The sequence below is a fragment of the Cellulophaga baltica 18 genome, from assembly GCF_000468615.2.
Taxonomy (GTDB): Bacteria; Bacteroidota; Bacteroidia; order Flavobacteriales; family Flavobacteriaceae; genus Cellulophaga; species Cellulophaga baltica.
Genome location: NZ_CP009976.1, coordinates 1,339,424 through 1,352,604 on the forward strand (window position 1 = coordinate 1,339,424; position 13,181 = coordinate 1,352,604).

A 13,181-nucleotide genomic window follows, 5' to 3' on the forward strand; every position below is an offset into this window, starting at 1 on the left:
TTGCAATGTATCAATTTCGATACCAACGTAAATACACGTCACATTTTCTTTAAATGGAATATTTGGAACGTGCAGTTCATCGGATTTCCATGCTAGCGTTAGCATTACACTGGTACCCGCATGGCTACTTTTTTAATTACTCCAAATCTTTCAACTGAATGGACAGTGCCTTGGTGGAAAGCTGTACCTCAATAAAAGATAAAATTAAAGAAATCATCAAAGCTAAAAGGCTGATGCCAAAAACTAAATTTGCCCAAAAATCAAGTTGTACATAAATTAAAGACATCGTAATAACTGCCAGTAAAAAGCTTAAAATAGCAGATGCCTGCATGTTTTTGATGATTATTAAACGCTTGCTCAATTTCTTAACCTGTAAACTTACCGATGACGATCCGGTTTCTTGATATTTTTGATGCAACTGTCTAATGAGAGCAGCAATGGCTAAATATCGAGCATTGTATGCCAACATAGTCAATGAAATTGCAGGGAAAAGTAATGCTGGTATGCCTAAAGTTAAATCCATAATTGTCTAATTAGTCGGTTGCGATACCAAAGTATGTCCAAGTAACATTTTCGTCAAATGGATTGTTTTGGGCATGTAGTTCACCGGGTTCAATGGTAATGCAATCTCCTTTTTCTACAATAAAAATTTTGGAGTTCACGATAAATTCTGCTTTGCCACTTTGAATGTAAAAAACTTCAAACATAGTGTCGTGTTGGTGTAATTCTACAGATTGTCCAGGAGTAAACACAGCACTACCGTACATCATAAGCTGAGGTATTTCTCCTTTGCCTATGAAAACTTTCTTTTTAATTTCAGCATCATGAGAAACTCCAAGCTCTGGTAGTGCGGTTGTTTTTGTTAATTTCATTTTTAGTGTATTCGAATACTATTCAATTTCAAAAGCGATGGTTTCTTTGATACCCTTTCCTGTTAATTTAATGGTGTAGTTTCCTTTGGGTAAGTATGTTTTACCGTCATTGGCTTCTATTAGTTCTGTTTTAACTTTCTTCAAGTACGCAGATTTTCCGGATTTTGAGAATGCCAAGTCGTATGATAAAAGATTAAACCCTTTAATGTTTTCTAAGGTTGTGCTGCTTATTTCAATTCCATTATTGGTAAGAATTGTAGCTTCTAAAACTCCTTCGTTTTTAGTGTAGAAATATAGATCTAAACCTGGAGTTTGTGGTGTTCCCCAAGTACTCCAAGAAGAGCCCCATCTTGCAGAGTGTTTTATGGTTTCGGGTGTAAAAACATGAATGTTTTTGTCTAGTATCTCGGGAGTTATTCTTTGTAAATTGCTAATATCAGCCTTATAAATGCTTCGGCCGTGGGTACCAATAATTAAATGCTTTGCTTCGGGTTGGATAACAATATCATGTACGGCAACATTGGGCATGTCATTTTGGAAAACTTCCCAAGATGCGCCACGATTAAAGCTTACATACAATCCATTGTCTGTTCCTGTGAATAATAGATTTTCATTTTCAGTATCTTCCGTAAGTATATTTACAGGAGAAGAAGGGATATTGTTGGCAATATCTTGCCATGTTTTTCCAAAATCATCGCTGGTATAAATGTAAGATTCAAAATCATCATTTCTGTAGCCATTTAAGGTAGCGTAAATACGTTCTTTTTTATGCTTAGAAGCTACCACTCTTGTTACCCAAAGGTTTTTAGGTAAAGAATTAGCAATATTATCCCAACTGCCTCCGCCGTTTTGTGTCATGAATATCATACCATCATCGCTACCAGTATATAACAATCCAAATTTAAAAGGAGATTCTGATATGCTGGTTATGGTTCCATAAGCAACATTGCCTTCTTTGCCTCCGTTGGTTAAATCTTCAGAAATGGTTTCCCAGTCTGTTCCTTGGTTTAGGGAACGGTGTAATTTATTGCCTCCTAGATATAGAATGTCTTGATTGTGCGGGGATAATAAAATAGGTGTTTGCCAATTAAAACGGTATGGTGTTTCTCCTAATTCATGTTTAGGTTGTATATAATCTCTTTTTTTATTTTCTAAATCTAGACGAAAATAGTTTCCGAACTGAAAGCCGGTATAGACAATATTGCTGTTGCGGTTATCTATCTGTACTTGCATGCCATCACCACCTAAAATAGATTTCCAAGGGTAGTCTCCGCTTTGGTGCCATGAAACATCTTCTTTTGCGGTATGTACTCCTTTCCAAACACCGTTATCTTGGAGTCCGCCGTATATATTATACGGCTTTTCATTGTCTACGTTAACCGCGTAAAATTGGCCTACTGCGGGAGTGTTACTTTTAATCCAATTGGCGCCATCATCGTAAGAGATATTTATGCCGCCGTCATTTCCATTGATTAAATGTCCAGACATTTTAGGGTTTATCCACAAGGCATGGTGGTCTGCATGAACATTCTCACCGTTAATAGAAGTATAGGTTTTACCTCCATCATCAGATTTAATAATAGGTACACCAGCTAAATAAATTTTATCTACGTTGCTAGGATCTACATTTATTTGAGCAAAATAGTACCCGTAACTGTAAAACAAATCGTCAATATAATTTTCATTTTGCTTGCTCCAGGTGGTTCCTCCATCTGTGCTTTTGTATACTTCAGCTCCTATTACAGGCGTGTCAAAAAGCATAGCATTCGCATCTTCTAAATACTTTGCTAAATCTATAGGTTTTACGCTTCCGCTACGTACCAGTTGCTTTACATTAGCTGCGCGGTATTTTTCTTGGAATCCGTTAGTTTTCAGAAACTCATTTAATTTTTTGTCTTCTATTTTTAAAAGATCATCTGCCGTCATCGACTTAAAATCATCTTTTGTTAAGCCTTTAGATGTAGCGGTAGATGTTGTTTTTTTTCGCCTAAATTGGTTGTCATGAACCGCATATACGGTATGCTCGTCAAAAACAGCTAATCCTATTCTGCCGACACCTTCGCCTGTCGGAAATCCGCTTTCGGGGGTAGAAATCTTTGTCCAAGTGGTTCCTGCATCTGTGCTTTTATAAATTCCTGAGCCATTACCATTGCCTATAAAATCCCATGCTTTTCTGCCTTTTTCCCATGCCGCAGCATACATCGTATTAAAATTGTCAGGAGCAAAAGCTACATCTATAATACCAGTGCTGCTATTTATATAAAGGGTTTTTTTCCATGAGGTACCGCCATCAGTAGTTTTGTAAATTCCGCGTTCCTCATTGTCGGAATACAAGTGGCCCGTAGCGCCTACAATAATAGTATTGGAATTGTTCGGGTCTATTAATATTCTACCAATATGCTGTGCGTCTAATAAGCCAACATTTTTCCAAGTTTCACCATTGTCTGAGGATTTTAGAATACCTATTCCTGCATAGGAAGATCTAGAAGCGTTATTTTCTCCTGTTCCTACCCAGATAATTCCGTTTTTCCAATCTACGGCAATATCACCAACATTCTGAGTTTGTGCGTTGTCTAGAATGGGAGTAAAAGTGGTGCCATTGTTCTTAGTATGCCAAACACCTCCAGAGGCATAGCCGACATAAAATTCTGTTGGATTTTGAGGATTTACGTCAACATCAACTACGCGCCCACTCATTACAGTAGGTCCTACATTAGTAAAAGGAATGTTCTTAACAATAGAGCTATTTGCTAATTGTTCTTTTTGATGTAATGCATTTAATACAGCTTCTGAGCTTGAGGGGGCATTTTGAGCAAAGATAAATGTAGCGGAAAGTAGTAGGGGTAAGCCTATAAGTTTGTTCATGATGTGTTGGTTGTAATTAGTCATCGGAAAGTTAAGAAATCTAGCGGAAAGATTCTTGGGTCTTTCTGGTAAATGAGGAAATATTACCTTTTCATTAATAAGGCTTGTGTGTATTAATTCTTATTTTTGAGGTGATTAATGTGATATGCGTTAAGCGCTATAATCTTCAGAATTAAGCTAGCAAAGCGTTTATTGCTTATTTTAATAAAAAACACCGGTTACAAAATGAAATACGATTTAATACAAAATACCCTTTTTATAAAAAACAGAAAGAAATTTATGGCGGCTATGCTTCCAAAAAGTATTGCTGTTTTTAATTCTAATGATGTGTATCCTATAAGTGCGGATAGTACCATGCCTTTTGAACAACACCGTGATATCTTTTATCTTTCAGGAGCAGATCAAGAAGAAACTATTTTACTATTATTTCCAGACGCCATAAATAAAAAGCATCGTGAGGTTTTATTTGTTAGAGAAACCAATGAGCATATTGCTGTATGGGAGGGAGAAAAGCTAACGAAGGAAAAGGCTACACTTGTGTCGGGAATAGAAACGGTATATTGGTTAACCGACTTTGATAAGATTTTCTTTGATCTAATGACGGAAGCAAATACGGTTTACTTTAATACAAATGAGCATTACAGGCAGGCGGTAGAAACACAAACAAGAGAAGATCGTTTTATTCAAAAATGTAAATTGCAATTCCCAGCACATCAATATGCAAAAAGCAATCCTATTTTACAGGAAATTAGAGGTGTAAAAGAACCAGAGGAGTTAGCCTTAATGCAAACGGCGTGTAATATCACAGAAAAAGGCTTTAGAAGATTGCTTGGGTTTGTTCAGCCAGATGTTTGGGAATATGAAATTGAAGCAGAATTATTACATGAGTTTATTCGTAATAGGTCAAAAGGTTTTGCGTATACCCCAATTATAGCCTCGGGAAATAATGCTAACGTACTTCATTATATAGAGAACAATCAGCAATGTAAATCGGGAGATTTAATTCTGATGGATGTTGCGGCAGAATATGCCAACTATTCTAGTGATTTATCTAGAACAATTCCCGTTAGCGGAAAATTTACGCCAAGACAAAGAGAAGTGTATGACGCGGTCCTTCGTGTTAAAAATGAAGCCACCAAAATGTTGGTTCCGGGAACTATCTGGGCAGAGTATCATAAAGAAGTGGGTAAAATAATGACTTCGGAATTAATAGGGCTCAACTTGTTAGATAAGGCAGATGTTCAAAATGAAAATCCAGAATGGCCAGCCTATAAAAAATATTTCATGCACGGTACTAGTCACCATATAGGATTAAATACGCATGATTATGGAGCGCTTAAAACTCCTATGAAAGCAAATATGGTTTTTACCGTAGAGCCAGGAATTTACATCCCAAATGAAAATATGGGAATTCGTTTAGAAGATGATGTGGTGATTCAAGAAAAGGGAGTTCCTTTTAATTTGATGCAAAACATCCCTATCGAGGCAGATGAGATTGAAGAATTAATGAATAAAAATTAAGTAGTAGCCAATGATTATAGATGTTCATACCCATATAAATAACTATCACGAAGATCGGGTAGTTTCTCTTGACGAGTGTTTGAATAAGCTCACGCAAACCATGATTGATAATCAGGTAGATTATTCTTTGGTGCTCACTTCGTATAAGGTAAATGAACATCGGCCAAGTACCAAACAAGTAGTAGAGGCTATAAAAGGAAGAGATAATCTTGGTGTGGTTGCGGGCATTAGTTATTTGAATTACAATTATAGAGATTTAAGAGAAATAGGAGATTATTTAGAACAGGGCCTTATAAAAGCATTGAAATTTTATCCGGGGTATGAGCCTTTTTATCCAAATGATATACGGTTAAAAGTGGTCTATGAAATGGCCTTAGAATATGATGTTCCGGTCATGTTTCATTCAGGAGATACTTATGCGCCAACGGGCAGAATTAAATACTCCCACCCCATTCATATAGATGATTTGGCTGTTGATTATCCAGATTTAAAGATTGTTATTTGCCATGTAGGAAATCCGTGGATAAAAGATTGTATGGAGGTGGTCTACAAGAATAAGAATGTCTACGCAGATATTTCTGGTCTTGTGTTAGGTGATTTTTCTACGAAGTTCGAAAAATACATGAAAAAAGGTATTGAAGAAATGATTACGTATGCGGGAAATCCAAAATACTTGTTATATGGTACAGATTGGCCCATCTCTAATATGAAATCGTATTTAAAGTTTATGAAGCATTTGAATATTTCAGAGGATAAGAAAGAGTTAATACTGTGGCAAAATGCGGCAGAATTGTATAAAATTGATGTTTCGAAATTGAAAAAATAAAAAACGACCCGGATAGGGTCGTTTTTTTATAAGTGTATTAAAGTCCTGGGGATAATACCGTATTAATAATATGTAGGATGCCATTAGATCGGTCTGCATCGGTAATAGTTACTGTAGCCATATGACCTGTTTCATCTATAAGTTTCAGATTTTTTCCGTCAAACATGACTTTTAAAATTTTCCCGTTGATGGTTTTAAATTCTGTTTTTCCTTTTCCTTTTTTTACCGCTTTTATTAAGTCTTCAGAAGTAAATTTTCCAGCCAAAACATGGTAGGTTAATATGGCTTGCAATTTCTCTTTGTTTTCAATTTCGAGCAATCCATTTACGGTGCCTTGAGCTAATTTTTCAAAAGCAGTATCTGTTGGAGCAAAAACAGTAAATGGTCCTTCTCCTTGTAACTTTTCTGTAAGATCTGCGGCTTTTATAGCGGCAGTTAAAGTAGTAAGGTCTTTTGTGTTTTGTGTATTGAAAACAATATCTTTAGACGGGTGGGTCTCTGTACTTTTATCAATTTTTGTGTTCTCATCCATTTTTATATCTTTTGAGGTTGGCATATCTTGCGCAAAAGAGAAACTTGTGGCTAGAATAAAGACCGACGAAAATGCAGATTTAAAAAATGAATTGGTTTTCATGAACAACTACTTTGTTTGATTATGTCTTATCTACGGAGTTTTTCTCTTTAAGGTTTGTATTTAAATTACCTTTGTGAAGAGTTTAACAATGTGCGAAGTACCTCTTTAAATTATGTTTTTTTAATTTGAAGTCCTACTAAAAAGTTGTTTATTTTGAGCGTTCAGCATTTAATGTACTATATCTATAAAATATGAAAGAAATAATTACGACTATATTTTTTTTGATTGCTGTAATAGATCCTTTGGGATCAGTGCCAGTGTATCTAGAGGCAACTAAAAATTTTGATACAAGGCATAAAAGAAAAATAGCGGTCAGAGCCTCATTAGTAGCTTTTGTTATATTACTTTTCTTTATTGGTATCGGTCAGTTTATTTTAGAAGGGATGGAGGTCTCTTTAGATGCCTTTCAAATTTCTGGGGGTGTCATTCTATTTTTGTTTGCTCTCACCATGATTTTTGGCGATGGGAAGCCGGAGAATGAAAAAAGTAAAATTAAAGATTATAAACATGTGTCTATTTTTCCCATAGCCATACCTTCTATTGCTTCTCCTGGTGCAATTATGGCCGTGGTGTTAATGACGAATAATAATCTATACTCCATAGAGCAACAGGCGGTAACTACCGTTTTAGTACTTATTGTGGTCATCTTAACGTGTCTTTTGTTATTGGCGGCAAATGTGGTGCAAGAAAAAGTTGGCGAGTACGGAATTACTGTAATTAGTAAAGTGATGGGGTTGATCTTAGCATCTTATGCTATCCAAAGTATTTTAACAGGTTTAAGAGAATTCTTTACGATACTGCATTAATCTGTTAGCTAATGAAAAATCTAAAATTCCCTACAGCGCAAACTATCTTGATTGTTATTGCGCTATTGGTGGCTGTTTTAACCTGGTTTATTCCTGCGGGAAAATATGATTCTTTAAAATACAATGATGCGGATGCCACATTTGAAATAAGCAGTGCTTTAGAAACACATACGCTACCTGCAACACAAGAGAGTCTAAATCAATTAAACATTCAGATTCCTTTAGTGAAATTTACTAGTGGTGCTATTTACAAGCCTATCAATATTCCCGATACGTATAAAGAGTTGGCCTCAAAGCCCCAGGGTTTTTCAGAATTTGTGCAGGCGCCAATAAAAGGGATCATTGAAGCATCGGATATTATATTCCTTGTTTTGATTATCGGTGGCTTAATTGGGATTATGGATCATACCGGTGCCTTTGATGCGGGTATCGCTAGTTTGGCAAAAACGCTGAATGGTAGGGAGTATATATTAATCATCGTTGTCACCACTTTAGTAGCTATTGGCGGAACAACTTTTGGGCTGTCTGAAGAGACTATGGCTTTTTATCCTATATTAATTCCTGTTTTTTTGGCAGCAAAATACGATGCTTTAGTGGGGCTGGCATGCATTTTTGTTGGTTCTGCTGTTGGTTGTTTATTTAGTATTACCAATCCTTTTGCGACCATTATTGCTTCTGATGCTGCCGGTATTAGTTGGACCACCGGGATGACGGGACGTTCCATAATGCTATTACTCTGTTTAATCGTCTGTATTGTTTACATCCTGCAATATGCTAAGAAGGTTAAAAAAGACCCTACAAAGTCTTTGATTTATGATCAGAAGCAAGAAATGAATGAAGCTTTTGGCTTAAAGGCAGAGAATCAAAAAGAATTAACAGCAAGATTAAAATTAATTCTCCTTGTATTTTCATTATCGTTTGTGGTTATGATTGTAGGTGTGTCTTTTTTAGATTGGTGGTTTGTAGAAATGACCAGTACATTTTTAGTAGCGGCTATCGTAATTGGGTTTATTGGGAAAATTAAAGAACATAAATTTGTTGCTGCATTTGCTAAAGGTGCGGGAGAATTATTGAGTGTTGCTTTTATTATTGGAATTGCACGTGGTGTAACTATTCTTATGAATGACGGCTTAATTAGTGATACCGTATTGTTTTATGCAAGTACAGCTACAGATGGTATGAATAAAGGAATCTTTGCGAACTTATTAATGTTTATCTATTCTGGCTTGGCATTTTTTATCCCTTCACAGTCAGGAATGGCTGTACTGACCATGCCTATCATGTCTCCTCTAGCTGATACCGTTGGTGTGGGCCGTGAAGTTGTGGTAAATGCCTATTTGTACGGGATAGGGTTATTTTATTTTATAAACCCTACGAGTATGATTTTAGCGGCACTTTCTGTGGTTAAAATTGGTTATGATAAGTGGCTTAAATTTGTTTGGCCCCTGCTATTAATTTTGACGCTACTGGCAATGGTATCCTTAACCATTTCAGTATATCTGTAATGTTAGGTTGCAAATGGTTTTCCGCTTCTGATGCTGTATCTTTGCGGTAGTATCTAATTCAAAAAAATAAAATTATGCTTGGTTTAAAATTGGCAACAGATCCTCGTTGGGCTAAATTAGTTGAAACCAATATTGAAGAAATATTGACAGACCATGCATGGTGTGAGCAAAAAGCTGCCACCAATGCTATTACAATAATTTCTTTAAATTCTGAGCACGAAGAATTAGTTACCGAGCTGTTAAAGTTGGCGCAAGAAGAATTAGAGCACTTTCAAATGGTTCATGATATTATTAAGCAGCGGGGGTATACGCTAGGAAGAGAGCGTAAGGATAGTTACGTGAATGAACTATTCAAGATTCAAATGAAAGGCGGTAGTCGTCAGCAAGCCTTGGTAAATAGATTGTTGTTTTCTGCGATGATAGAAGCACGTAGCTGTGAGCGTTTTAAAGTGCTTTCTGAAAACATTAAAGATGAAGAGCTTTCAAAATTCTATAAAGAATTGATGATTAGTGAAGCCGGTCATTATACCACATTCCTTGGTTTTGCTCGTAAATATGGTGGCGGTATTGATGTGGATGCACTCTGGAAAGACTTATTAGTTGCAGAGGGCGAAATCATCAAAAATTATGGCAAGTCTGAGACTATTCACGGATAGGTTTTTTACTGCCTAATACATTTACAATAGCGAAGGTTAGAAAAGCAGGAAGTACCCATCCCATGTTGTAGGTGCTTAGAGGTACTAACTCTTTAATGCTGATTACTTCATTGGCATACCCTATGGTGCTTAGAAAATCTGGGATACTAAATACGGCTGTAACAATTACTACGCTTCTAAAAACTAGTGTAGAAGCATATTTTGCTGGTAGAATGTTTAGTAAGATTAGGACAATAGTAATAGGGTAGATAAACATTAAAGCTGGCAGGGCTACAGTAACTATATATGCGACATTAAACTGGCCCATTACCACACCTAAAATACAACCTAAGATAGCTGTAACGGTGTAAGCTACTTTAGAGTCGTTAAATAAATGCCTAATAAAATCGGCTGTTCCTGTAACAATACCCACTGCGGTGGTAAAGCAGGCTAGACTTACTAAAATACTTAGAAACAAATTGGCCGTGCTGCCTAGTGTTTTTATACTAATGCTATTTAGTAGTGTGGTTCTAGTAATATCTGCATCAAACTCATTGTGCATTACAGCTCCAGTAAATATAAGCCCCGCATAAATAACAAATAAAGCAGTACCAGCTAACCAGCCTGCTTTTCGTATTAAAGATTTTTTTTCTTCAAATGTCTTTTCTTTATTACTGATGTTTACCGAAACGATAATTACGCCCCCTACCACCACAGCGCCTATAGCATCAAATGTTTGATAACCTTCTAAAATTCCGTGAGTAAATGGGCTGTCAAAATGAGTAGTTCCAAAATTAAAATCGAAATAAAATACCGTAATACCTATAATCGCTAATAATATTAAAATAATTGCAGGGGTCAAGAGTTTCCCTAGAATATTTAAAAGCTTTGATCTGTTCATGACAAATACAAATACTAGTGCAAAATAAATTATACTAGTGACGATGTAAGGGGAGTCAAAAAATGGTTGTACTGCTATTTCGTGCGTAACAGATGCCGTTCTCGGAGAAGGCAAGCTTACGGAGATGGCATATATTAAAATAGAGTACATTAAACTAAATGTGCGGGATACTTTCTTTCCAAAGTCGAATATGGTTCCTTGAATCTTAGCGTGTGCTAAAATTCCAAATAGAGGAATTAAAACTGCAGATACGCAAAAGCCTAAAGCTACTAGCCACCACATGTTTCCTGATTGAAATCCTAATAGGGGAGGGAAGATTAAATTGCCGGCTCCAAAAAATAAAGAGAAAAGCGCAAAGGCGGTTACTAACGTTTCTTTGGTGTTTTGCATAGGTAGGAAATATATGGAGGAAAGATACTAGAAAAAATATTGTTTTCAGAATGCATTTTATCGATGATTATTGCTTTTAATCGAAAAATAATGTGATTTGTCGTTTTTACTAATAATTCATAGCGTAGCATTCAATAAATCACTAAGAACATCGTTCTAAGAAAAGAGCAATTACAATTTGTTTTTTGCTACATCATTTTATATTAATTAATTGCAATATCATAAGTTCCCAAAGCTTACGTGCGTCATAAAAAACCTTAACTATGAAGAAAGTAATTTTTAGCTGCGGCTCAAGATTCAATGCGTTTTGCTGCTCAATTTTTGGGCACCATTATACCATGTCAAGAAAAGTAACTTCTCATATAAAAGAATACAAATGTCTTCATTGTGAAAAACAGGTGACTACAGATGCTAACGGAAAATTAGCACGATTAACACCGGAAATGAAAGACATTAATGCAACTTTAGAAAATTTATATCAAAAAAGACATCGAACGTCACACCAACAAGTGGCGTAATTATGCTTGGCAAATGAATTTCAGCCCTCAATGGCTTAGAAATTTAAAAGTAATTCCTGATTGTATTCGATACACCGCTATCTGTCTTGTGCCCTAAGACCTAGCTAAAGTATGTCGTTTATTCTCGGGAATTCTTCTTTTATTCCGCATTAAAAGAGTTCCACCCCTGCGCTGTTAAGCCAATTTTAGAACCGCTTCTGGTCACCATATTTGCTCCTAAACTCTTGTCGGTCATATGACCAATAACGGTTAGGTTAGGATTGCCTTTTATTTTGTCAAAATCTTTTTGATCTACCGTGAATAATAGTTCATAATCTTCACCACCACTTAAGGCAACTAATGTACTGTCTATTCCAAACTCTTCACAAGACGAAATTACAGTAGGATCTAGAGGTATTTTATCTTCATATAAATCACAACCCACGGCACTTTGCTTACACAAATGCAGTATTTCAGAAGAGAGTCCGTCGCTTATGTCTATCATCGCTGTTGGTTTAACTTCTAATTGTTCTAAAAGTTCCACGATATCCTTTCGCGCCTCAGGCTTTAATTGGCGCTCTATGATGTAAGAGTACGGTTCTAAATCTGGTTGGCTGTTTGGGTTTACTTTATACACTTCTTTTTCGCGTTCTAAAACTTGAAGTCCCATATACGCGCCACCTAAATCTCCAGTAACTACTAGCAAATCATTTGGTTTGGCTCCATTACGGTAAGCAATGTCTGCTTCATTAGCTACACCTATTGCGGTAACGCTAATTAGCAATCCTGTTTTTGATGAGGTTGTGTCGCCACCTACTAAATCCACATTGTAGGTTGCTGTAGCTAATTCAATTCCGGCATAAAGTTCCTCTAGTGCTTCTAGTGGAAACCTGTTAGATACTGCTACGGAAACTGTAATTTGCGTAGGAATTGCGTTCATGGCATAGATGTCAGATAAATTTACCATGATTGCTTTATATCCCAAGTGTTTTAAGGGCATATAGCTCAAATCAAAATGAACTCCTTCAATGAGTAAATCAGTAGATATGACAGTTTTTTTATCTTTTAAATCCAATACTGCAGCATCGTCACCTATAGCTTTAAGTGTTGATTTTTGTTTACTCTCAAACGATTTTGTTAAGTGTTCTATCAAACCAAATTCGCCCAATTCCTCTAATGAAGTTTTTTTCTGATTTTTATCTTCTATCATGCTGCAAAAGTACATAGTATTCCCTTAAAATAAAATGCTTTACAGATAAACTAGCGAGATATAAACGTTTATAAAACTCGGTATAGAGAAGCATTATGGTGTCATGTATTATATATATGTTAGTTAATATGGAAAAAAGCGACATATACCTTATATTTGTAAATTATTTAGAACAAATCCAATTAATATGATTCAGGTATCGGAGACGGCAAAAAAAAGAGTCATTTCGCTTATGGAAGATGAGGGTTTTGATGCAACAAAGGACTATGTACGCGTTGGCGTAAAGAGTGGTGGTTGCAGCGGACTATCCTATGAGCTAAAATTTGATGATAAAATAGGGGAGACAGACAAAGTATTTGAAGATAATAATGTAAGAATTATTGTAGAAAAGAAAAGTTTTCTTTATTTGGCAGGAACAGTATTAGAATATTCTGGAGGACTAAACGGGAAGGGTTTTGTTTTTAACAACCCTAATGCACAACGCACCTGTGGTTGCGGCGAAAGTTTTTCATTATAAAC

13 protein-coding genes are annotated in these 13,181 nt (G+C 36.0%); 7 read left to right on the forward strand and 6 right to left on the reverse strand.

Annotation, left to right across the window (positions count from 1 at the left end):
- Positions 1 to 136: 136 nt before the first annotated feature.
- From M666_RS05635 to M666_RS05645, 3 genes are read right to left on the reverse strand one after another with little or no spacing between them, the layout of a single operon-like run.
- Positions 137 to 523, reverse strand: a complete 387-nt coding sequence (locus M666_RS05635; RefSeq protein WP_029447403.1) for a DUF2721 domain-containing protein — start codon at positions 521 to 523, stop codon at positions 137 to 139.
- 10 nt (positions 524 to 533) lie between these two features.
- Positions 534 to 872, reverse strand: coding sequence for a cupin domain-containing protein (locus M666_RS05640; protein WP_025616194.1), 339 nt, complete (start codon positions 870 to 872; stop codon positions 534 to 536).
- Between the two features lie 18 nt (positions 873 to 890).
- A complete protein-coding gene (locus M666_RS05645; protein WP_029447402.1) occupies positions 891 to 3,737 on the reverse strand; it encodes a VPS10 domain-containing protein in 2,847 nt (948 codons plus the stop codon).
- A gap of 225 nt (positions 3,738 to 3,962) precedes the next feature.
- Between M666_RS05645 and M666_RS05650 the strand changes: the two genes are divergently transcribed.
- Both M666_RS05650 and M666_RS05655 read left to right on the forward strand, forming a co-directional pair.
- A complete protein-coding gene (locus M666_RS05650) occupies positions 3,963 to 5,258 on the forward strand; it encodes an aminopeptidase P N-terminal domain-containing protein (protein ID WP_029447401.1) in 1,296 nt (431 codons plus the stop codon).
- A gap of 10 nt (positions 5,259 to 5,268) precedes the next feature.
- Positions 5,269 to 6,084: an amidohydrolase family protein gene (locus M666_RS05655; protein ID WP_029447400.1), complete on the forward strand. Its 816-nt coding sequence runs from the start codon at positions 5,269 to 5,271 to the stop codon at positions 6,082 to 6,084.
- 37 nt (positions 6,085 to 6,121) lie between these two features.
- Here M666_RS05655 and M666_RS05660 read toward each other — a convergent pair whose 3' ends face one another.
- The gene (locus tag M666_RS05660; RefSeq protein WP_029447399.1) at positions 6,122 to 6,718 is read right to left on the reverse strand and encodes a fasciclin domain-containing protein; all 597 of its coding nucleotides are present in this window, start codon (positions 6,716 to 6,718) and stop codon (positions 6,122 to 6,124) included.
- 191 nt (positions 6,719 to 6,909) lie between these two features.
- Between M666_RS05660 and M666_RS05665 the strand changes: the two genes are divergently transcribed.
- The 3 genes from M666_RS05665 (at position 6,910) to miaE (ending at position 9,685) form a co-directional block, all read left to right on the forward strand.
- Positions 6,910 to 7,524 (forward strand): MarC family protein, encoded by a 615-nt coding sequence (locus M666_RS05665; RefSeq protein ID WP_024482238.1) that lies wholly within the window; start codon positions 6,910 to 6,912, stop codon positions 7,522 to 7,524.
- 11 nt (positions 7,525 to 7,535) lie between these two features.
- The gene (locus M666_RS05670) at positions 7,536 to 9,029 is read left to right on the forward strand and encodes a YfcC family protein (RefSeq protein ID WP_029447398.1); all 1,494 of its coding nucleotides are present in this window, start codon (positions 7,536 to 7,538) and stop codon (positions 9,027 to 9,029) included.
- Positions 9,030 to 9,103: 74 nt separating this feature from the next.
- On the forward strand, positions 9,104 to 9,685 hold the full coding sequence (gene miaE / locus M666_RS05675; RefSeq protein ID WP_024482236.1) for a MiaE family protein: 582 nt from the start codon (positions 9,104 to 9,106) through the stop codon (positions 9,683 to 9,685).
- Here the strand turns inward: miaE and brnQ are convergent.
- Positions 9,672 to 10,955, reverse strand: a complete 1,284-nt coding sequence (gene brnQ, locus M666_RS05680) for a branched-chain amino acid transport system II carrier protein (protein WP_029447397.1) — start codon at positions 10,953 to 10,955, stop codon at positions 9,672 to 9,674. The two genes, miaE and brnQ, sit on opposite strands and share 14 nt — an antisense overlap.
- Before the next feature lie 263 nt (positions 10,956 to 11,218).
- Here brnQ and M666_RS05685 point away from each other — a divergent pair, with 263 nt between their 5' ends.
- Positions 11,219 to 11,473, forward strand: a complete 255-nt coding sequence (locus M666_RS05685; protein WP_029447396.1) for a DUF1660 family phage protein — start codon at positions 11,219 to 11,221, stop codon at positions 11,471 to 11,473.
- 139 nt (positions 11,474 to 11,612) lie between these two features.
- On the opposite strand, the gene thiL is transcribed toward M666_RS05685, so the two are convergent.
- Positions 11,613 to 12,662 carry a thiamine-phosphate kinase gene (gene thiL / locus M666_RS05690; RefSeq protein WP_024482233.1) on the reverse strand — a complete coding sequence of 350 codons (1,050 nt, stop codon included), beginning with the start codon at positions 12,660 to 12,662 and terminating at the stop codon, positions 11,613 to 11,615.
- A 187-nt stretch (positions 12,663 to 12,849) separates the two neighbouring features.
- Between thiL and M666_RS05695 the strand changes: the two genes are divergently transcribed.
- Positions 12,850 to 13,179 carry a HesB/IscA family protein gene (locus M666_RS05695; RefSeq protein WP_024482232.1) on the forward strand — a complete coding sequence of 110 codons (330 nt, stop codon included), beginning with the start codon at positions 12,850 to 12,852 and terminating at the stop codon, positions 13,177 to 13,179.
- The last annotated feature ends 2 nt before the right edge of the window (positions 13,180 to 13,181 follow it).